Consider the following 20,703-nt stretch of genomic DNA (forward strand, 5'->3'; position numbering starts at 1 on the left):
TTACATCAGGTTTTATTTGATTCATAATTTGCCAATCGAGTCGTCACACAGTTTAAAAGTGTGACTTTGACCCTGATTCTCCATCATTTGTTTTTTATTCGCCCAGCTTTCCCCAAGGTTGGGCTTTTTTTTTGTCTAAAAATGGAACTTTACCGCAAAGATTATAGATAAAACGGAGATGGAATAAAAATAAATGCCCTTTTATGGTGCATATATTATTGAATTTATCATCGAGTTCAGTAGGTCCAGACAAAAAAAATCCTGATTTTCATGGAAAATCAGGATTTTTTAGCCAAAATTTTCGGGAAACTAAAATATTCTGCTGAGGAAGAAATTTAGTGTGCCCTAATACGGTGCATTCTGCACCAATTTATTGCAATTGTAAATATTTATTTAAGCAAGTTCATAAAAAAATTTATTCCTTTCAAATATGTTGCTGTTTTTTAGCAAATTATCTCGTTTTAAAATGATAAAAATGTGACAGATTCAACACATTTGTATAGAATTTAGCTGTATAAATGTTCATTTTATAAATTAATAAATTATTGATCATTAATTTAAATATTCCCGCGTTTAGTTGATAAGTGGGTTGGGGTATGCAACAAGTGTGGGGCATAAAATAGATGGAAACATTACGAACAGAGCATATTAGTAAGCGCTTGCAACTTGCGATGCTAGTAATCGTCTTGTCTATCGTATTTATTAGTGTTCCACTGATTGTGAGCAGTTATCAAAACTACCTCAAAAATGCTCAAGCGCTGAAAGAAATTCAGATGCTAAAAATGGTGGCAGATTTAACCAACCAAATTTCTCGTGAACGTGCGCCAGCTAACAGTGCAATGTCGAGTCAAGGTGAACAGCGCGAGCAAAAAATTATTGAGTTGGCTGAATATCGTCAAGGCGTTGATCGGCAATATCAAGATACACTGAAAGTTTTAAAAGAAACGGGCTTTGCACCGATCGCCCAGCAGTTAGAGTCCAATTTATATCCATATTTGTTGCAGGGTCGCAAAACGGTCGATCAATATATTGCGCTGCCGACACAACAGCGTGAAGCTAAAAAATTGGATCATGCCATTTTGGCGATGTTCCAAGCTTGGGATCAAAGCTATATTGCCATGCAGAAATTGGTCAATCATTCACATGGTAAAGATACCCGTGTATCGAATTATTACACGCTGATTTTATTACTGGCAGAATTACGTGATCAGGCGGGACGAGTCGCATCAAATATTATGGCTGCGGTATCATTTCAACAGGAAATTCCAGAGCAAAATTTAGCGCGGAGTTTACAAACCCAGCGTCAAACACGCTATCTATGGGAATTGATCAATGTCGTGCAGTCCGAACATGACAAAACACCCGAGTTTAAACAGTTACATCATGCGGTACGAACGGAATTTTTAGATAAAGGTTTGCCAATTATTGATGGTTTGGCTCAAAAAAGTCTTCAACATCAGCGTTATCACATGGATGGCACCCAGCTCACTGATGTAATGGTCAATAAATTTGTCACAGTGGTGGAATTGCAAAGTTATATTTTAGATTACAGTCTCAAAGTAGCTGCGGATGAACAACGTGAAGCGCGAAATAAATTGATTTTCACGCTTTTTGTCTCGCTCGTGTCATTACTGACTGCATTATTAACGATGTTCTATGCCAAGAAATGGGTGTTTGAACCTTTAATTCGTGCTCGTAATCAGTTATTTAAACTGGCTCGGCACCGACAAATGGATCAAGGCGTGATTGAACCTGCCAAAGTAGGTTATCTCAGTTTATTTGATGCCATTCAGCATATTGAAAACATGTTGGAACAACGTGATGCCTTTGAATTTCAGCTTAAACATATTGCCAATACTGACTCACTCACCAATGTCGCCAATCGTTTTGCCTTAGATGAATATATTAAATTTCGCGACAGCCAAAATTCAGGCTTTTTACATACAGCACTGATCGTGATTGATATTGATCACTTTAAACAGGTGAATGATCGCTATGGGCATATTGTCGGCGATTTGGTGATTCAACATGTTGCCAATCAATTACGACAACATATTCGTTCATCCGACTTGGTGGTGCGATATGGTGGAGATGAGTTTTTAGTCCTGATCGAGGGGATTGATATGCTCAAAGCCCAGCACATTGCCGAAACCATACGGCATGATATTCAGCATGTGAATTTCAATTTGGCAGAAGACGAAGCAGATCTCATCGTGACGGTGAGTATTGGTGTTGCAGTGGGTGCCAAAAGCTGGATCGATTTATTAGAGCGCGCAGACCAAGCATTATTTAAAGCCAAAGCTGCGGGGCGTGACCGTGTTTCAGCCTAAACGCAGCTTGATATTCATAAATATCTTGGCAGATTCATAAAGTTAGCTAGAAAAATCAATTAATCTTCATCTTTATATAATTTATTGCAGGCTTGTTGGTTCATTTGACTACCATCTTCATTCCAACACTGGGCTTGGGTAATTTTGCCTAAATCGTACTGAAGCACCGCTTCAGGTTGCCCATTGTCATACCAAATTTTATAACTGTTATGACGAACGCCATTACGATAATAACCTTGGCGTTCTAGTTTGCCGTTTTCAAACCACATTTTCAGCTCGCCAATCAGTTTATTGTTTTGAAAATTGGCATAGGTCCATGGTTTACCATCGCTATACCAGCGTTGGCGCAGGCCATTTTCGATCCCATTTTTATAATTTTGAGAAAAAGCCAGTTGGCCATTCGGATGCCAAATTTTGTAATCCCCCTGCGACTCACCATTGATGATGCTACTTTCTTGCTCTTTTATCCCATTGGCAAACCAAAACTCGAGTTTGCCTTCGTACTCCCCATTTTTATAAGCAATGCGGCTACGGGATTTGCCGTTGGGGAAGAAACTTTCAAATACGCCTGAGCCTTGAATACCATCTGGAAAGTGAATTAAATGTTCACATTCACCGTTTTTAATTTTGCTATTACTCAGAAAGATGGTGGTCAGGGCATTGCCATTGGCATAGACATATTGATTTTCAAAGATTCCTTTGTGTTGAGTCGGGGTACTGAGGGCTTTACATTGCGGCTTATCTTTCCATGGGCTAAGATCGGGGTCTTCTTGTGAGACAAACAGCACCATGTATTCGTTTAGATAGCCATCGGCAAAGCTATATATTGGACATAATAAGAGGCTGAAACTTAAGATAAATTTATTCATTGTTAGTATGCTTTTATATTTAAAAAATTAAAAATTATTCGTTGTTGAGTCCACGATAGGCGTCATCATAAGGATGTTTTGTTTAAAAATAAATAGTGGATGCGCTAAGTTTGCAACAGATACAAGACTGTTGAAAAGTAAACAATTCAGATTTGAACTTCATCTTATACTATGGGCTTTAAATACCATAAAAATAGTGCAATGAAAAAAATATATCTATCGTTGATGACTGTCCTGAGTTTGTCCGCATGTACAGCAAATGAAGGCATGTTGGATTCATCTCAACACTTAAAACAAACCGCTCAAGCCAATTTAGCAAATTCACGGGTGAGTGAAATTCCGTCTTTATTTAATCAAGCACAGACACAGGCGGTAATTGTCACATTTGATGGTCAGCGCATGAGCCATTATGGCAATGACTTACAGCGCGCCCACACTGAATACATTCCTGCATCTACCTTTAAAATGTTAAATGCTTTAATTGGTTTGCAGCATCAGAAGGCGACAGCCAATGAAGTTTTTAAATGGAATGGCGAAAAGCGTGCGTTTCCCACTTGGGAAAAAGACCTGACTTTGGGTGAAGCCATGCAAGCGTCTGCGGTTCCTGTATATCAGGAACTGGCAAGGCGAATTGGCTTGGCGTTAATGCAACAGGAAGTTAAACGGTTAGGTTTTGGAAATCGTAATATTGGCCAGCAAGTTGATAACTTCTGGTTGGTCGGGCCGCTGAAAATCACGCCCGAGCAAGAAGTCCAATTTGCTTATCAACTTGCCACACAAACCTTGCCTTTTGATGTTGTTGTACAGAAGCAAGTCAAAGACATGCTTTATATTGAAAGCCGTGGGGATGCGAAGTTATATGCCAAAAGTGGTTGGGGTATGGATGTAGAGCCGCAAGTTGGGTGGTATACCGGTTGGGTAGATGATGGTCATGGCAAGATTACAGCGTTTAGTTTGAATATGCAGATGGCTGCAGGGGATGATGTGGCGGAGCGTAAGCAGTTGACGTTGGATGTGTTGGATAAGTTAGGTGTGTTTCATTATTTACGTTAATTTTTTGAGTTTTGAGTTTTGAGTTTTGAGTTTTGAGTTTGCATTGGGGTTGAGTTCCATTACGTAGTAGATTCATACTTTTGAAAGCACAAAAATAAGCAAAATGCTTTTGTTTGGTTGAAGGTAAGTCCGAACGGTTGCTGTTGAATGTATAAAATGATGGTACGAATTTTGTGGATGGATTTAGTTAAGATTATTTTCAAAAAATATGCTTTCTAAACGTCCTCACTTTGCATTGGGGCTGAGTTTCCATTGCGTAGGAGATTCCCACTTTTGAAAGCACAAAAGTAGGCAAAATGCTTTTGTTTGACTGAGGGCACATCCGTGCTGTCCCAGTCAAACGGGCGACATCCATGTCGCCGTCATGTGATTGAATGTTGTGAAGAACAAGAATTTATTTAGAAATGGCTTTGTTTAAGCTCGTATAAAGTGATTTTCTAGCTTCTAAAATTTCAAATCTATATTGAGCAGTTGTTTCAACATTGATAGATCCATTTTTACAAAGTGTATAAGCGTTAAATTTTCTGAGTAATTCGCCATAAATTCTTAGCTTTTCTTGTTGTTCAATATATCCATGTAAAAGAAGTAAACCTTCATTTTTGCTAAGTAAATTAAAGTCATTAAAAAGTGCGTGTCTTAGAGGTTTAAGTCTGTCTGAAATCTCATTAAGAGCTGGTTGAGATTGTTTTGTTTCAAATTCAAAAATTGCCCAAATTTTTAAAACGAGATGATTTATTTCCTCGAGATCTTTGGAAATATTGGTCAATAAATTACGATTATATAGAAGGTTATCTTTTGCTACTGATGCTGAAATATTTGCCTTTTGATTTAAGTAGGTAATTACGCCAGTTATCAGTGCTCCTAAACCAATTTTTACGGCTGTATCAATTATCTCTAATAAAGTCATATAAATAAAAAACGGTGAATGAATCACCGTTTTATCATGCACTTAAAGGAAAGAGAATCTTATTTCAACATCGGCTTTAAAAATTTCGCTGTATGCGACACTTTATTCTTCGCAACAACTTCAGGTGTACCTTCGGCAATAATCATACCGCCACCCGCACCACCTTCAGGGCCTAAGTCCACAATCCAATCGGCAGTTTTAATCACATCCAAGTTATGCTCAATCACTACAATGGTATTGCCCTTATTACGCAGCTCATGCAGGATGTCGAGCAACTTGGCAATATCATGGAAGTGTAGACCAGTTGTTGGTTCATCAAGCACATACAAGGTTTTGCCTGTATCGCGCTTCGCCAACTCACGAGCCAATTTGACACGCTGCGCTTCACCACCTGAAAGTGTGGTTGCAGACTGACCCAAACGGATATAGCCCAAGCCCACTTGGTTCAAGGTTTCCAAACGACGGTGGATCACAGGAATGGCATCGAAGAAATGCATCGCATCTTCAACCGTCATTTCTAAGACATCAGAAATGTTACGACCTTTATAGCCAACTTCTAACGTTTCGCGGTTATAGCGCTTGCCGTGGCAGGCATCACAAGGCACATACATATCAGGTAAGAAGTGCATTGCAACCTTAATCATACCGTCGCCTTCACAGGCCTCACAGCGACCGCCTTTCACGTTAAACGAGAATCGACCTGCAGCATAGCCACGTGCTTTGGCTTCAGGGGTTTGCGCAAACAGTTCACGAATAGGGGTAAACAAACCGGTATATGTTGCAGGGTTTGAACGTGGTGTACGACCGATTGGGCTTTGGTCAATATCAACGACTTTATCGAGGAACTGTAAGCCATCAATCGAATCAAATTTCTCAGCCGTTAATGTGGTTGCACCATTCAATTGAGTCGCTGCAAGCGGCAATAATGTCCGGTTAATCAGCGTCGATTTACCTGAACCTGATACACCTGTCACACAGGTCATCACACCTAAAGGAATAGTCAAATCGACATTTTTCAGGTTATGACCCGCAGCGCCCATTAACTTAATTTGCTCTTCAGGTTTTGGCGGTTGTGTGCGTGTTTTCGGCACATCAATACTGAGCTTTCCTGATAGATATTGACCAGTTAATGAATCTGGATTTGCCAAAATTTCATCATACGTCCCTTCGGCAATCACATGACCGCCATGCACACCTGCACCGGGGCCAATATCAATAATATGGTCGGCGGCACGGATCGCATCTTCATCATGTTCTACAACTAATACGGTATTACCTAAGTCACGCAAACGTACTAGGGTTTCCAATAGGCGGTCATTATCACGCTGATGCAAACCAATAGAGGGTTCATCCAGCACGTACATTACGCCCATCAGGCCCGCGCCAATTTGCGAAGCCAAACGAATACGCTGAGCTTCACCACCCGACAGTGTTTCTGCCGAACGCGATAAACTTAAATAGTTCAAACCGACAGAGACTAGGAAGTGCAAACGTTCACGAATCTCTTTGAAAATCTTGTCAGCAATTTCGCCTTTGGCACCACTTAAGTTGAGGTCTTGATAATAGCTTTCAGCATCGCCAATCGACATCTTGGTGATTTGCGCGATGGTTTTATCTTTAACTCGAACATGACGTGAAATTTCATTGAGACGTGAGCCACCGCAAGCATCACATGCGGCATTGGATAAATACTGTGCTAAATCCTCACGCACATAGTTCGACTCTGTTTCACGATAGCGACGCTCTAGGTGAGGTAGAATCCCTTCAAAGGCTTGCACACGTTTGTGCGAACGACCACGTTCATCAATATAGCTGAGGTCAACTTTTTCCTTGCCTGTACCATAAAGGAATTTCTTTTTGGTCTCGGCATCGAGTTCATTCCACGGTGTGTCTAGAGAATAACCAAAATGATCGGCAACTTTTTGGATCATGCTGTAGTAATACGGACGTTGACGGTCCCAACCACGGATTGCCCCTTGGCTAATCGAAACTTCATTATTGGGAATCAATTTGTCAGCACTAAAATGGCTGCGTGTGCCTAAACCATCACAAACAGGGCATGCACCGAATGGATTGTTGAAGGAAAATAGCCGTGGTTCAAGTTCACCAACGGCACGTTCACATTCAGGGCAAGAGTGTTTCGCAGAAAATACGCGATCTTCTTGTTCGCCTTTCATCCACGACAAAATGGCAATATCGCCACCCATACGTAGTGCAGTTTCAAAGCTTTCTGCAATACGGTTACCGAGGTCATCACGAACTTTAAAACGGTCAACAACGACTTCGATGGTGTGCTTTTTCTTTTTGTCGAGTTCAGGCGGAGTATCAATATCAATGACTTCACCGTCGACACGCGCACGGACAAAACCTTGACCTTGTAATTGTTCAAATAAGTTGGTGTATTCACCCTTACGGTCACGGACCACAGGGGCAAGCAACATAAGCGCCGTGCCTTCTTCTAGACCTTTGACGGTATCGACCATTTCAGACACAGTCTGAGCCACCATCGGGAGGTCATGTTCAGGACAATACGGCGTGCCGACACGGGCATAGAGTAGACGTAAATAGTCGTAAATTTCGGTGATTGTTCCCACTGTTGAGCGTGGGTTGTGGCTCGTTGATTTTTGTTCGATGGCAATCGCAGGACTCAAGCCTTCAATCGAGTCAACTTCGGGCTTTTCCATTTGCGAAAGGAATTGGCGTGCATAGGCAGATAAGGACTCAACATAGCGACGTTGACCTTCAGCATACAAGGTATCAAAAGCCAAAGAGGACTTCCCTGAACCAGAAAGACCCGTAATGACCACAAACTTGTCGCGTGGAATATCGAGTGACACATTTTTTAAGTTATGGGTACGTGCGCCTCGAATACGGATATGGCTTTGGCTCATGCAAGGGGTCCTAAAAGATTCATCGAAAAACCTATATATGATAGCGCATGAAAAATGTTCAAGTGTAATTTAAACCTAGATTTATGCGTGACTTTGTGAGAAAAATGGCCGAATCAAAATATAGCTGTCTGTGCCGATGCCCTAAAACATCCGCAAATCAGCAATCTAGGACTTTTAACATGAAATGGCAACTTCATCTCAATCCAACATTAGGTGTGATGGGTTTATTGATGTGTAGTGTGTTTTTGAGTGCATGTACCCCGAACCAAACACCGAAAGCGCAAAATTATGACAGCTTAGAACAAGCAACTTTGGCGCTGAATACCGAAAGTGAAAAAATTGATCTGTATATTGCAAAATTAGGTCAAGCCAAAACAGAAGCTGAAAAAAAGCATCTGGCTTGCGAAAAAATTCCTCAACAGTTTGATTTGGTTTTGGCAATTGTTGAAAACAATCAACATTTGATGAGTGCTGAAGATTTAAAAGTTCAAGCGCAGTTTAAGCAAATGGCTGAGCAACAAAAAGCGCGCTTTACATCTAGCCTATGGTGTAAAGGTGCATAAAGATCACGGCACTATGACTGTTTTAAGTTCATCGTTTAAATCTCCTGTGCTATGCGCATAAAAATGCATTAGAAAATCTCAGGACTATCGCAGAAAAGGCGTAAAATGCAGTTTTATCGAAACCATAGAATGCCATGTTGTCCTTATTTCTCAAAAGCTTAATGGGTGCCTTTGTTGTGGTATTAATTGCTTTGCTGTCTAAAAGTAAGGTGTTTTATATTGCAGGTTTGGTTCCATTGTTTCCGACTTTTGCGTTGATTGCTCATGTAATTGTGGCAAATGATCAGGGTGCAGCCGCATTACAAAAAACTGCGCTGTTTGGACTCTGGTCTCTCATCCCATATTTCATTTATTTATTGATGGTGTACCTGCTCGCAACACGTTTGAGCTTAACGGCATGTTTGAGTGTAGCAACTTTGAGTTGGGTGCTTGCTGCGGCTGTTTTGATTTATGCATGGCAGAGTTTTCAGTAAGCATCAAAAGCCTATATCGATGCTGTTTCAGATTAACTTTTTATCGGTTCTAGATCATTTATAAAACAATAGATTTGTATTAAATTATGATGAATTTCCAATCACTAAATGTGTGATTTAAAATGTAAGTATTTGAATAATTAATTATAATTCTGCCAGAACAGCAAATAATCATGATAAGAGCAAATAATGTTAAAACAATTTTGGGTGATCATCTGCCTCATGTTTTCAAGTCAAATCCTGTGGGCTGAAGACAGTCAAATCCTCGCGTTTGAACAGTTTATTGACCCGGTAGCCGAGCAGCGTTATAGCGTGAGCGTGCCTGCGGTCGGGCAAAATGAACAGCTATGGTCTGTGGTCTATATGGTACTGCAAACCAACCAAGTCCCTGACAATACTGTTCTGGACTTTAAAGTCGTTCCGCAAGGTTTATTGTTGAAAAATAATCCTGCACAAAAAATACAAGAGTATGCTTTTGATGGTGTACAGTTGGCACAGAAAAAAGACTATGTACTGTCCCAATTCTCAGATTTGAGTGAACAACTGGAAGATCAAACTGGCAAGAAAGTGCAGGATGCATCAATCTTTGATATTAGTCGTGCCCATGTATATGCCCGCGTAGAAGATTGGGTGCCTGACTATAATGCACAAGCTACTCAACTGAATATTGAACTGGGAAAACTCAATGAAATGCAAGTCAAAGGGCTTTATTTCATTTTAGGCAAAGGTGAAAAGCCCAAAGATTTATTGGCTATTGCTCAACTAGATCCGATGGTCAAATCACAATTTCATTCAGAAGAGATGCAGGAACGCAAAGCAGCACGCAGTGAGTTGCGTGAAGCACGTTTTGCGATTTTTTTGGTGATTATTGCGATGGGGGTTTTCCTCGGATGGTATCGTTTTAAACGCTAATGCTTAAAATGATCATGCAAGGTCATTCTAAAAACCGAATCCAACCGTATAAAAAAAGGATCTAAAAGCAATTTTAGATCCTTAAATTTTTATACAGCTAAAATCACAGGTTTATTCAATGGGCCAAGTCCGCTGTTGATACGCGCTGTCCCAGAACATCCATTCTAATTTTGCGCCGTTCGTGTAAGCCGCATGCATTTTTTCACGTGTATCTGCATCACAGCGAGCCGCCACTCGATCAATGGTTTGAATCACATTTTGTACAGCGCTGTTGAAGTCTTGACCTGAGTAGGTGTCGATCCATGCTTGGTAAGGGTTATTCGGCACAGATTGGCTGACAATGGCTTTGCCGACTTCAGCATAGATCCAAAAGCAAGGCAGGAGTGAGGCAAGGACCACAGGGTAACTTTCTGACCATGCTGTCGCTGTTAGAAATGAAGTGTAATGATGGCAGGCAAGGGTCAGTGGAGTATTTTCAAACTGTTCTTTGCTGATGTTGAAACCTTGCATAAAGTCATTGTGCAGACTGCGTTCCACCACGATGGCAATTTTTGCCGCTTCAGAAAACTGAATCACATCGTCGGCATCAAACGCCTTGGCTGCACACACTGCAAGCGCACGACCATAGGCCAATAAATAATGGGCATCCTGAATGACATAGTGGCAAAAGGCATCGCGGCTTAAGCTGCCCTGAGCCAATTCCTGATTAAACGGTAGATGGAGAATCTGCTGATATAACGCGGTATTACGTTGCCAAACTTCTTCAGAAAAACGCATTGAACATTCCTGTCGTTAAAAATGAAAGACGGGTCTACACCATGATGCGATGTAATTGAGAGCCTCCATCTTAGAGTGTTTATTCAAAATGTAACGAATAATTTTTGGTTTCAATCCTGAAAAGCGGCATAATTGCGCCATAAACTTAGCTTCAAACTGGGTATTCCCTCATTTTGAAATCTTATTGAATGAATAGGTCGATCTATCATGATGAAACATTTTGGTTTCTCAATCGTCTTTACGATCGTGTGTCTTGCCATTTCTGCATATTGGGGTCTGAATCATGGCCCAAATGCAGGTGTGCAAGCCATGCTGACAGCACTGACCATTACTGTAATTTTGGCAGTGATGGAAGTATCATTGTCATTTGATAACGCTGTAGTGAATGCATCGGTACTCCGTGGTTGGGATCATTTCTGGAAAATGATTTTCTTAACTGTCGGGATCGTGATTGCTGTATTCGGTATGCGTTTGATTTTCCCAATCGTCATTGTTGCTGTAACGGCTGACATGGGCGCTATGGAAGTGGTGCAATTGGCATTGAATAATCCAATTGAATACTCTGCAAAATTGATGGCACATCATGCAGAAATTGCGGCCTTTGGTGGTGCTTTCTTATTGTTGGTGTTCCTGAACTTCTTCTTAGATGAAGGGAAAGATACCCATTGGTTCCGTTGGTTAGAGCGCCGTTTGGCCAATCTTGCAAACGTTCCTGCGATGTCCGTGTTTATTGCCCTAATTGCGTTATTGGTAATGGCAGCAAACGTGGCCGAAGTCTCTCGTCTAGCGGTAGTGATGGCGGGTATCTGGGGGATCGTGGTGTATATCGGTGTCCAAGTACTGAGTCATTTATTGGGTGGTGAACCTGAAGTTGATGAAAACGGTAATGCGGTTGGACATGACGCAAATGGCGTACCGACGGGCGTGATCAAAGCAGGTTTTGGTGGTTTCCTTTACCTTGAAGTACTTGATGCCTCATTCAGTTTTGATGGTGTGATTGGTGCATTTGCGATTACCTCTGATGTGGTAATCATTATGCTCGGTCTTGCTATTGGTGCTATGTTCGTGCGTTCGATGACCATATACTTGGTGGATAAAGGCACCTTAGATGCTTATATCTTCCTTGAACATGGTGCGCATTATGCGATTGGTGCTTTGGCCTTCATTATGTTGGCGAGTGGCACAGGTCTGCATGTCCCTGAAGTGGTAACGGGTCTGATTGGTGTGGCATTTATTGTTTGGGCGGTGATTGCCTCAATTCAATATAAAAAGCGCCAAGAAAGTCTAGGCTAATTTAAATTTGCCTGAAATCTCCCAAAAAGCGCAGCATCAGCTGCGCTTTTTATTTGTCCAATCATCAGGATATTTAAAATCAATAAAAATCCTGCTTCGCTTTAAGCTGAATGTCCTATAATCCCATTCCAAGATTAATGAATTTTTAACCAGCTATGATGAATGCTCTTGAACGACGCTCAACTTTTGCTTTGAGTAGTATTTTCGCCTTACGTATGCTGGGGCTGTTCATGATTATTCCTGTTTTCTCTGTGGCAGGTCAGCAATATGCAGGGGCAACACCGGCACTCATTGGTTTGGCGGTTGGTGTCTATGGGTTGACCCAAGCGATATTACAGATCCCGTTTAGTCTGATTGCAGACCGTTATAGCCGTAAACCGTTGGTGGTCATTGGGCTGCTGTTGTTTGCTTTAGGCGGTGCAATTGCAGCAATGTCCGATAGTATCTATGGCGTAATTATCGGGCGTGCGATAGCCGGTGGTGGCGCTGTGTCTGCGGTAGTGATGGCTTTGTTAGCCGATGTCACACGTGAAGAACAGCGCACTAAAGCCATGGCGATGATGGGGATGAGTATCGGTCTGTCCTTTGTGGTGGCATTTAGCCTTGGACCTTGGCTCACAGGTTTAGTCGGTATCTCGGGTTTATTTTGGGTGACCACCATCATGGGACTTGCTGCGATTGCGATGTTGCTGTTGGTGCCGAAAGTGACGCGTCATCACCGAAATTTCCAACAAGGTTATCTGACGCAATTGAAGCAAGTGCTGAAAATGCCTGATCTAAATCGGTTGCACGTTTCAGTCTTTGCATTGCATTTACTACTCACAGCGATGTTTATTTATGTGCCATCTCAGTTGATTGACTTCGCCAATATTCCCTTGCATTCGCATGGTCTGGTATATTTGCCGCTTTTGGTCGTGAGCCTGTTTTTTGCCTTTCCGAGCATTATTCTGGCGGAAAAATATCGCAAAATGCGTGGCATTTTCTTGACCGCCATTGGTGGCATTATTCTAGGATTGGGCATCTTAATTTTTGGTTTCGAATCTAAATATATTCTGCTTACTGGCTTAGGATTATTCTTTATTGCATTTAATGTGATGGAAGCATTATTACCGTCATGGTTATCGAAAGCGGCTCCAATTCAGTCTAAAGCGACAGCCATGGGCGTGAACGCCAGCAGTCAGTTTCTGGGGGCATTTTTTGGTGGTATGATTGGCGGGCAACTTTTGTTGCTAAATGATACGGCAATGGGATGGGGCATCCTGACAGGGCTAGCCATTTTATGGTTGATCATTAGTTTTGGGTTGGCTCAGCCGCGTTATTTATCGTCTATGGTTTTCAGTTTGCCTGAAGATAAAGAAACGGATGAATGGACTTCTCAGCTTTTAGCAATTCGTGGTATTGAAGAAGTTGTGGTGATGTCTGACCAGCAAGTGGCTTATGTAAAAGTGGATAAGCAGCAGATGGATGAATCTGCGCGACAACATTTAACGCACTTGTTAGGGAAAGAGGTAGCCATTTAACCATAACTCTTATAAAGTAAATAATAGAAACAAATAGGAAGAATACGTCTGATGCGTGGTGTAAATAAGGTCATTTTAGTTGGTACTTTGGGTCGTGACCCTGAAACAAAAACTTTCCCAAATGGTGGTTCTCTCACTCAGTTCTCAATTGCAACGAGTGATTCATGGACAGATAAAAATACAGGTGAACGTAAAGAGCAAACAGAATGGCACCGTATTGTGTTACATAACCGCTTAGGTGAAATTGCACAGCAATATTTGCGCAAAGGTTCTAAAGTTTATATTGAAGGTTCATTACGTACTCGTCAGTGGACAGATCAAGGCGGTCAAGAGCGTTACACGACTGAAATTCGTGGTGAACAAATGCAAATGCTTGACAATAATCGCCAACAAGGCGAACAAGGTCAAGGCGGTGATTTTGGTCAGCCTCGTTTTAATAACCAACAAGGTGGTTATAACAATAACCAAAACCAAGGTGGCTACGGTAATAACTCAAACCAAGGCGGTTATGGCAATAACCAACCGGCTCAAGGCAATAGCTATGGCAACAACAACCCAGGTGGTTTTGCGCCAAAACAACAGCCTGCACCGACACCGGCTCCTGCAGCAGCAGATTTAGATGATGACTTACCGTTTTGAGACACACTAGAGATATATTTTTGTAAAGTTTATAAAATTATTCTTTATATATAGTAAGTTAAAAGAAAGTTTACAGATATTAGAAATAATTCTGTAAACTTTTTTATTATTTTACAGTTCAAAAGTTTTATTTGATTATCAGTAACTACATGACAATATTTGTGACTTTTACCAGTGCCCCATTAGTTCCAAGTAGTGCAGCCTGATAATAAAATACAAATTACTGTTAAAAAATAGACCTCTTTCATAAATCATTTTTACTCAATTCCGAGTTATAGATTCCTGCGATTAAACGGAATCTCAAACCCAGCCTTTTACCTCTATTTCGGTAACGTTCAGCAAGAATTTTAAAGGTCTTCAGGCGACCAAATACATGCTCGATCCCGATTCTTCTTTTGTTGATTGCCTGATTATAGATTTTGAGTTCAGGTTCCAGTTTACAGCGTCTTTTGGCTTTTAACGGCAATAGGCTATTAGGGTACACAGCATAAATTCCCTGATAGCCTTTATCTGCAAGGATAAAAGCACCTGAAGGAATCTGCTTTAAATTGCGTTTTAATAGCTCGAAATCGTGCACCATACCGCGATCAGTGCATAAACTCAGAATTTGCTGAGTTTTATAATGAATGATGGCCTGTACTTTAAAGGTATGCGTCTTTTTCTTGCCACTATAGCTTTTCTTCTGTTTTTTTAGGCCTTTGAATTGGAATTTCTGTGGCATCCACGATCACCACATTCCAGTCGATCCCTTCGCCTTCAGGCAAATTCTTCGGTAAATTAAACAGATTGGATTGAATCAGGCAATCTTCAACATGACGTACAATTCTTGAGGCTGTTGACTCTGAAACCCCGTAACTCGTAGCAACGTGAAATAAAGTTCGGTATTCCCGCCAATAGCTCAGACAGAGTAGAACCTGATCCTCCACACTTAACTTGGGTGGTCTGCCTTTAGCTGGAACATGCTTCTGCAATTGCTCAACCATTAAATAAAAGGTTGACCATGAGATGCCGGTATATCGCTTAAACTGTGTTTCAGAAAGCTTCTTCTTTGAATCAATGTATTTCATCCGCAGATTATGCATGAATGCTAAGAAAGTTAGAGTACAAATATCAATCAAAAAGGTGCTCGTTTTTTGATTTATGCAAGATGTCTAATATAAATTATATTTATTCATTACATTCTCTTAGTACTTAATTTTTTATCAATATATCAATTAAATTTTACAAATTTTGATAAATATAATTTAAACGTATAGTTTAGAAATTAATAACACGATCAATATTTAATAATCGAGGGAAAGACCAATGAAAACAAGTATTAAACTAGCTTTAATGACTTCAATGTTTATAAGTGCTGGTTGCTCCCACGCAAACAATAATTCTGAGGGTTCAAGTTCAATGGTTGATTTAAAAAACGGTAAAAGTTTTTGCGCTGGCAGATACACAATTCAATTGCCAAAAAATGCCGTTCAATTTGGTGGTGGAGATAAATACAACTCATTCCAAATTACGAGCAAGACTGGATCATCTGTAGCTGATTTGAATGCTGAGTATGCAGCAGTAAAGAAATACTTCTCAGGAAATGTTTCTCAGATCACTTTAGATACTGAATTGAAAAAAGTTGGATCTAAGTCAGTGCGTATTTTCTCAGGGAAACCGGGAACTATTAAAAATGCTCCGCTCCAACTTAAATTTTGGGTATTAGATCGTAACACTCTATTCAAATTTGAAATTCCCTACATGCTAGATAAGAAAGAAATTGTATTTGATGAGATGAATAAGATCATTGCGAATATCAGTGCTCGCAACAACAATACAATTCCAAATGAAAAAGGTGTATGTATTTTAAATGGATTTATTAAAGATCCTGATTCACAGTTCCGTAAAAGCACCCATACGATTGCTTTCAATATGAGTGGTATGCCTTCTGTGAAAATGAGTATGCAAGTCGATGCTGTTGCTCAACAATTACCAGATCTAATTACACGTACAGAACGCAATCTTAAGCGTGATGGAATACTTCATTTAACGCATTCATCTTTCAAAACAATCAGAAAAGGTACAAAAAACCAAACTAGTGGTGATCAACTCACTGGATCGGAATGGGTAAGCAAAGCTCCAATGAAAGGCAGAAATGGGATTATTGCAACTTGGGAACATGCAGGAACAGCTCAGAAGATTAATGATCCAGCGGTAAAGTATGAGTTTGATTCTGGATACGATGGAAGTAATGTTCGGACTTCAGACCTTTCAGAAAAAGAAGCCCTAAAAATATATGAATCAATTCTTGAAACAATAAAAAAATTCTAGGAATAATTATGACGATTGAAAAAACTCCTATTGATAGTACTGGGGGATTGCTTCAAGTCTGTTGTGACTCCAAGCACTAATAAAACTATTTGCAATGCCGTTATTGGGCCTAAATTGGTTGTGCCTATTATTTTTATACCGGGCATCATGGGCTCAAATGTTGAACCAATGGAATCTAAGAAAGTATGGTTCCCTGCAACCGAAAGTTATTGTCGGGCATGGTTATCACATAAAGTCAAAACGCCACCATCACACTATAAACAACAGTTTACACAGGCTGCTTGGCAGACCCTCTTTATGGATATAAAGCCTTGCTCTCATTGAAATTGATTGGTTTTCTCGATGGAAAGGCAAAGATTGATTTAAATAGTAAATCTAAAAATCCGATAGTTTTTATAAAAAAGTTCGGTTTTACCTATGATTTGATAAGTCGTATTCTAGCTTCAACAAATAAGCAATCCCTGAAATGAGTTAGAGGAATATCAAATGAGTTTAATTAATACTGAAGTAAAACCATTTAACGCTACCGCTTACCAAGACGGTCAATTTATTGAAGTTTCAGAAAAAGACTTCTACGGTAAATGGTCTGTGGTGTTTTTCTATCCTGCTGACTTTACTTTTGTATGTCCAACAGAATTAGGCGATCTTGCTGATCACTATGCTGAATTCAAAAAAATGGGCGTAGAAATTTATTCAGTATCTACTGATACACACTTCACGCATAAAGCTTGGCACGATTCTTCTGAAGAAATTAAGAAAATCGAATACCCAATGGTTGGCGATCCAACTTGGACACTTGCGAAAAACTTTGATGTTTTAATTGAAGCAGACGGTCTAGCTGACCGTGGTACTTTCGTAATTGACCCTGAAGGTAAAATCCAAATCGTTGAAATCAATGCAGGTGGTATTGGTCGTGATGCTTCTGAATTGATGCGTAAAGTAAAAGCTGCTCAATATGTACATGCACACCCAGGTGAAGTATGTCCTGCAAAATGGAAAGAAGGTGAAGCGACGCTTGCACCATCGATCGACCTAGTGGGTAAAATCTAATTTGGTGATCCAACCGTAGATTTAAAAAAGCCAGAACTCAGTTCTGGCTTTTTTGTGGTCTAGAACATTAAACTAAATAGCCATCAAGCTCCGGAGCATAGTCACGAATTCCAGCGACTAAATAGTCAATTAATCTTTCCATGACTAGGCGCTGACCTTTTCGCGAAGCATATACCAATTGTACCGTACCGACATTTGAGCACCATTCGGGGAAGAGGTGAATTAAACGACCTGCCTCAATATCTGCTTGTACCGTTAAATACGGTAAGTCTGCGATGCCTAAACCATCGAGTACCGCATAATAAGCACCGGCTAAGTCATTGCTTTTAATCCGAGGTTGTAAGGCAATTTCAATCTGCTCTTGCTGTCCCGTATGATGCAAATGCCATTGATAGCGGTTTTTCTGTGTACCCAAAACGATACTCGGAAATTCTGTCAATTCGAAAATATGCTTTAACTCGCGTCCTTGTAAAAGTTCAGGACTAATCACTAAGCAATGCACGGTTTTAATCACGTCACGTACAATAATGCTCGAGTCTTCATTTTTACTAAAATTGGTACGAATCGCTAAATCAATGTCGTCATGCAAGACATCTACACGGCGGCTAGACAGCTCAAGTTCGACCTGAACTTTGGGATGATCTTTTAAAAATTGATTTAACAAGGGGCGAATTTGATGTTCCATCATGACCGGTGGACAACTAATTTTAACCAAGCCTTCAAGTTCACTTTTTTGCTTCAGGAGCACCTGATGCGCACATTCAACTTGTTCGATTACTTTTATGCATTCTTCATACAATTCTTGGCCTAATGTCGTGACCTTAAAGTGTCGGGTAGAACGCTGAATAAGGGTGACATTATATTTGGCTTCAAGATCTAAAATGCGTCGGCTTAATTTTGATTTTGTAATATTCGATGCTTCACTTGCAGCGCTAAAACCGCCATGTTTCACCACCAAGTAAAAGTAGTAATAATCATCAAATGAATGCATGGATCACCTTATGCAGTGAAAATTATTTCAATTCAAATCATCATACGTCAATTTATACATCAGGTATAAAAAAAGCGGCTCGAAGCCGCTTTTTACTACTGAAGGATTATTTCTTTTCAGTATTTTGCGTATAGCTGTTGATTAGGTTGCGGTAGTCCGGTATATGGTTGCCGAAAAGCGCACCTAAACCTTCAATATCATTACGCCAGTCGCGGTGTAATTCACACGCGGTACCAAACCACGTCATAAGCTGCGCACCCGCTTGCGTCATACGTTGCCAAGCTGAGTCACGGGTTAAATGGTTGAATGTACCTGAAGCATCGGTCACCACAAAGACGTCAAAGTCTTCTTCTAAAGCAGACAAGGTTGGAAATGCAACACAAACCTCAGTCACTACACCGGCAATAATCAATTGCTTTTTGCCTGTTGCTTTGACGGCTTTCACAAAGTCTTCATTGTCCCAAGCATTAATTTGACCTGGGCGTGCAATATAAGGTGCGTCAGGGAACATCTCTTTGAGTTCTGGAACCAATGGACCGTTTGGACCTTGTTCAAAACTGGTGGTGAGAATCGTTGGAAGATTAAAATATTTTGCGGCTGCAGCCAGTGCGAGCACATTATTTTTAAATTTATCTGGATCAATGTCGCGAACCAATGAAAGTAGACCTGTTTGATGGTCAACTAAAAGTACCGCGGCATTATCTTTGTCTAAACGAACGTAAGGTTTGCCCCATTTTATTGTCCTCTTTCCTGTTTGCAACTACGCAGGATCAGATGAAATCTGCGTGTTAACTAGATTTAGAATAGTTGTAAAAATGAGACAATGAAATGGGTTTAAATGAGAAGCTCAATCATAAAATTGGGATAATTCATCGTTGTATATGTCTTAAACCTTAGAATTTCGAAATTAATGCTTGGTTTTGAGTGAGGTGCAGATTTTATGTCTGAGTATTGTTCTAATTTTGAGATATAGAATGCTATCTGGAAGATGGTCAGTAAGTATTTCAAAGCTTAAAATAAGCGCTATGTTCATCCTATCGTATGAATATAGGAGCTAAGAAATGAAAAAAGTAATTGGTGTTTATCGTAATCAGCAAATGCACTGGGTGGGCGATGGTTTTCCAGTCAAAAGCTTATTTTCCTATGATCGTCTAGGTCAGGCGATTAGCCCATTTTTGCTTTTGGATTATGCGGCACCTTATCAGTTCGATCCCACCACTGCACGGCATGGTGTAGGTTCACATCCACATCGTGGTTTTGAAACGGTGACTATCGCCTACAGCGGTGAAGTGACTCATAAGGACTCAAGTGGTGGTGGCGGCACAATTCAAACAGGCGATGTGCAATGGATGACCGCAGGGTCGGGTCTGGTACATGAAGAATTTCATTCGCCTGAATTTGCTCAAGCAGGTGGTCTTTTTGAGATGGTTCAATTGTGGGTGAATTTACCGGCAAAAGACAAAATGACCCAGCCTCGTTATCAAGCGATCACACGCCAAGATATTCCTCGCATAGACATGGATGAAGGTGCAGGGCATATTCGGGTGATTGCTGGTGAAATGGGTGGTCACCTTGGGCCTGCACAAACCTTTAGTCCAGTGAATGTCTGGGATGGTGAATTGAAAGCTCAATATGAAACCACCTTACATGTACCTGAAGGGCATAACACCATTTTGGTGGTCTTGAAGGGTGAGGTTGTGGTGAATGAAAGCCATAAAGTTCAAGACAGTTCGATGGTCATGTTTGCCAAAGATGATATCGCCATTCAGCTACAAGCGTTGCAGGACACACAATTTCTGTTACTTAGCGGTGAGCCACTAAATGAGCCGATTCAAGGTTATGGCCCATTTGTGATGAATAGCAAAGCTGAAATTATTCAAGCCTTTGATGATTTCAATAACGGAAAATTTGGTGAAATTGCGCTAGCGCATGAGGCTTAAGTGAAATTCATGCCGTTGAAATAGCCGAAAAAAAAGCCTCTGAACAGTCAGAGGCTTTTTTATTGAGCGCTGTAGTATTTATAGTTGTCATGATTTAAATATCATTTTACTTTTTATAAATTGTGATGAATTTATCACTTTATTATGTGGCGCATCTTAGCGAGACTTGGCTTTAAAGTAAACCG

General features: G+C 40.5%; 19 protein-coding genes. 11 read left to right on the plus strand and 8 right to left on the minus strand.

From position 1 onward, the window contains the following. Positions 1-623: 623 nt before the first annotated feature. Positions 624-2,330: a diguanylate cyclase gene (locus FTU36_RS03590; RefSeq protein ID WP_180073371.1), complete on the plus strand. Its 1,707-nt coding sequence runs from the start codon at positions 624-626 to the stop codon at positions 2,328-2,330. A 59-nt stretch (positions 2,331-2,389) separates the two neighbouring features. Here FTU36_RS03590 and FTU36_RS03595 read toward each other — a convergent pair whose 3' ends face one another. Continuing rightward, on the minus strand, positions 2,390-3,199 hold the full coding sequence (locus FTU36_RS03595; RefSeq protein WP_180116822.1) for a toxin-antitoxin system YwqK family antitoxin: 810 nt from the start codon (positions 3,197-3,199) through the stop codon (positions 2,390-2,392). A gap of 201 nt (positions 3,200-3,400) precedes the next feature. Here FTU36_RS03595 and blaOXA point away from each other — a divergent pair, with 201 nt between their 5' ends. Beyond that, positions 3,401-4,252: a class D beta-lactamase gene (gene blaOXA / locus FTU36_RS03600; RefSeq protein WP_180025906.1), complete on the plus strand. Its 852-nt coding sequence runs from the start codon at positions 3,401-3,403 to the stop codon at positions 4,250-4,252. Between the two features lie 394 nt (positions 4,253-4,646). Here blaOXA and FTU36_RS03605 read toward each other — a convergent pair whose 3' ends face one another. Both FTU36_RS03605 and uvrA read right to left on the minus strand, forming a co-directional pair. Next, a complete protein-coding gene (locus FTU36_RS03605; RefSeq protein WP_180025907.1) occupies positions 4,647-5,159 on the minus strand; it encodes a hypothetical protein in 513 nt (170 codons plus the stop codon). Between the two features lie 59 nt (positions 5,160-5,218). Continuing rightward, complete coding sequence (uvrA, locus tag FTU36_RS03610) at positions 5,219-8,050, minus strand: excinuclease ABC subunit UvrA (protein WP_180025908.1); 2,832 nt, start codon at positions 8,048-8,050, stop codon at positions 5,219-5,221. 179 nt (positions 8,051-8,229) lie between these two features. Between uvrA and FTU36_RS03615 the strand changes: the two genes are divergently transcribed. The 3 genes from FTU36_RS03615 (at position 8,230) to FTU36_RS03625 (ending at position 9,998) form a co-directional block, all read left to right on the plus strand. Further along, positions 8,230-8,613, plus strand: coding sequence for a hypothetical protein (locus FTU36_RS03615; protein WP_180002741.1), 384 nt, complete (start codon positions 8,230-8,232; stop codon positions 8,611-8,613). A 134-nt stretch (positions 8,614-8,747) separates the two neighbouring features. Further along, a complete protein-coding gene (locus FTU36_RS03620) occupies positions 8,748-9,086 on the plus strand; it encodes a GlpM family protein (RefSeq protein ID WP_180002743.1) in 339 nt (112 codons plus the stop codon). Between the two features lie 189 nt (positions 9,087-9,275). After that, positions 9,276-9,998: a hypothetical protein gene (locus FTU36_RS03625; protein ID WP_180116823.1), complete on the plus strand. Its 723-nt coding sequence runs from the start codon at positions 9,276-9,278 to the stop codon at positions 9,996-9,998. Positions 9,999-10,109: 111 nt separating this feature from the next. Here FTU36_RS03625 and tenA read toward each other — a convergent pair whose 3' ends face one another. After that, on the minus strand, positions 10,110-10,775 hold the full coding sequence (gene tenA, locus FTU36_RS03630; protein WP_180022380.1) for a thiaminase II: 666 nt from the start codon (positions 10,773-10,775) through the stop codon (positions 10,110-10,112). A 207-nt stretch (positions 10,776-10,982) separates the two neighbouring features. Here tenA and FTU36_RS03635 point away from each other — a divergent pair, with 207 nt between their 5' ends. The 3 genes from FTU36_RS03635 (at position 10,983) to ssb (ending at position 14,227) form a co-directional block, all read left to right on the plus strand. Beyond that, positions 10,983-12,068, plus strand: coding sequence for a DUF475 domain-containing protein (locus FTU36_RS03635; RefSeq protein WP_180116824.1), 1,086 nt, complete (start codon positions 10,983-10,985; stop codon positions 12,066-12,068). A gap of 155 nt (positions 12,069-12,223) precedes the next feature. After that, on the plus strand, positions 12,224-13,588 hold the full coding sequence (locus tag FTU36_RS03640) for an MFS transporter (RefSeq protein WP_180002751.1): 1,365 nt from the start codon (positions 12,224-12,226) through the stop codon (positions 13,586-13,588). A 51-nt stretch (positions 13,589-13,639) separates the two neighbouring features. Then, positions 13,640-14,227: a single-stranded DNA-binding protein gene (ssb, locus tag FTU36_RS03645; RefSeq protein ID WP_078190523.1), complete on the plus strand. Its 588-nt coding sequence runs from the start codon at positions 13,640-13,642 to the stop codon at positions 14,225-14,227. 244 nt (positions 14,228-14,471) lie between these two features. Here the strand turns inward: ssb and FTU36_RS16610 are convergent, their stop codons facing one another. Continuing rightward, positions 14,472-14,948 carry a transposase family protein gene (locus FTU36_RS16610; protein ID WP_218946159.1) on the minus strand — a complete coding sequence of 159 codons (477 nt, stop codon included), beginning with the start codon at positions 14,946-14,948 and terminating at the stop codon, positions 14,472-14,474. Beyond that, positions 14,896-15,294 (minus strand): transposase family protein, encoded by a 399-nt coding sequence (locus FTU36_RS03655; protein WP_180010615.1) that lies wholly within the window; start codon positions 15,292-15,294, stop codon positions 14,896-14,898. Before FTU36_RS03655 ends, FTU36_RS16610 begins: the two co-directional genes overlap by 53 nt. 238 nt (positions 15,295-15,532) lie before the next feature. On the opposite strand from FTU36_RS03655, the gene FTU36_RS03660 reads away from it, so the two are divergent. Next, the gene (locus FTU36_RS03660) at positions 15,533-16,537 is read left to right on the plus strand and encodes a T6SS immunity protein Tli4 family protein (RefSeq protein WP_180116825.1); all 1,005 of its coding nucleotides are present in this window, start codon (positions 15,533-15,535) and stop codon (positions 16,535-16,537) included. A gap of 486 nt (positions 16,538-17,023) precedes the next feature. Next, entirely contained in the window at positions 17,024-17,587 is a 564-nt protein-coding gene (gene ahpC, locus FTU36_RS03665; RefSeq protein WP_078190520.1) for an alkyl hydroperoxide reductase subunit C, read from the plus strand. A gap of 67 nt (positions 17,588-17,654) precedes the next feature. On the opposite strand, the gene FTU36_RS03670 is transcribed toward ahpC, so the two are convergent. Then, positions 17,655-18,578, minus strand: a complete 924-nt coding sequence (locus FTU36_RS03670; protein ID WP_180025914.1) for a LysR substrate-binding domain-containing protein — start codon at positions 18,576-18,578, stop codon at positions 17,655-17,657. A gap of 106 nt (positions 18,579-18,684) precedes the next feature. Further along, positions 18,685-19,317, minus strand: coding sequence for an isochorismate family cysteine hydrolase YcaC (gene ycaC, locus FTU36_RS03675; RefSeq protein WP_180025950.1), 633 nt, complete (start codon positions 19,315-19,317; stop codon positions 18,685-18,687). 322 nt (positions 19,318-19,639) lie between these two features. Here ycaC and FTU36_RS03680 point away from each other — a divergent pair, with 322 nt between their 5' ends. Beyond that, positions 19,640-20,518 (plus strand): pirin family protein, encoded by an 879-nt coding sequence (locus FTU36_RS03680; protein WP_180025915.1) that lies wholly within the window; start codon positions 19,640-19,642, stop codon positions 20,516-20,518. The last annotated feature ends 185 nt before the right edge of the window (positions 20,519-20,703 follow it).

This window comes from Acinetobacter sp. YH12096 (genome assembly GCF_013419215.1).
Classification (GTDB): Bacteria; Pseudomonadota; Gammaproteobacteria; order Pseudomonadales; family Moraxellaceae; genus Acinetobacter; species Acinetobacter amyesii.

Coding starts and splice junctions, on each gene's coding strand:
- FTU36_RS03655 (WP_180010615.1), bottom strand. CDS start 15,294: ATGAAATACATTGATTCAAAGAAGAAGCTTTCTGAAACACAGTTTAAG.
- FTU36_RS03660 (WP_180116825.1), top strand. CDS start 15,533: ATGAAAACAAGTATTAAACTAGCTTTAATGACTTCAATGTTTATAAGT.
- FTU36_RS16610 (WP_218946159.1), bottom strand. CDS start 14,948: ATGCCACAGAAATTCCAATTCAAAGGCCTAAAAAAACAGAAGAAAAGC.
- uvrA (WP_180025908.1), bottom strand. CDS start 8,050: ATGAGCCAAAGCCATATCCGTATTCGAGGCGCACGTACCCATAACTTA.
- FTU36_RS03640 (WP_180002751.1), top strand. CDS start 12,224: ATGATGAATGCTCTTGAACGACGCTCAACTTTTGCTTTGAGTAGTATT.
- FTU36_RS03595 (WP_180116822.1), bottom strand. CDS start 3,199: ATGAATAAATTTATCTTAAGTTTCAGCCTCTTATTATGTCCAATATAT.
- FTU36_RS03590 (WP_180073371.1), top strand. CDS start 624: ATGGAAACATTACGAACAGAGCATATTAGTAAGCGCTTGCAACTTGCG.
- FTU36_RS03680 (WP_180025915.1), top strand. CDS start 19,640: ATGAAAAAAGTAATTGGTGTTTATCGTAATCAGCAAATGCACTGGGTG.
- ahpC (WP_078190520.1), top strand. CDS start 17,024: ATGAGTTTAATTAATACTGAAGTAAAACCATTTAACGCTACCGCTTAC.
- FTU36_RS03615 (WP_180002741.1), top strand. CDS start 8,230: ATGAAATGGCAACTTCATCTCAATCCAACATTAGGTGTGATGGGTTTA.
- FTU36_RS03625 (WP_180116823.1), top strand. CDS start 9,276: ATGTTAAAACAATTTTGGGTGATCATCTGCCTCATGTTTTCAAGTCAA.
- ssb (WP_078190523.1), top strand. CDS start 13,640: ATGCGTGGTGTAAATAAGGTCATTTTAGTTGGTACTTTGGGTCGTGAC.
- FTU36_RS03605 (WP_180025907.1), bottom strand. CDS start 5,159: ATGACTTTATTAGAGATAATTGATACAGCCGTAAAAATTGGTTTAGGA.
- blaOXA (WP_180025906.1), top strand. CDS start 3,401: ATGAAAAAAATATATCTATCGTTGATGACTGTCCTGAGTTTGTCCGCA.
- FTU36_RS03670 (WP_180025914.1), bottom strand. CDS start 18,578: ATGCATTCATTTGATGATTATTACTACTTTTACTTGGTGGTGAAACAT.
- tenA (WP_180022380.1), bottom strand. CDS start 10,775: ATGCGTTTTTCTGAAGAAGTTTGGCAACGTAATACCGCGTTATATCAG.
- FTU36_RS03620 (WP_180002743.1), top strand. CDS start 8,748: ATGTTGTCCTTATTTCTCAAAAGCTTAATGGGTGCCTTTGTTGTGGTA.
- FTU36_RS03635 (WP_180116824.1), top strand. CDS start 10,983: ATGATGAAACATTTTGGTTTCTCAATCGTCTTTACGATCGTGTGTCTT.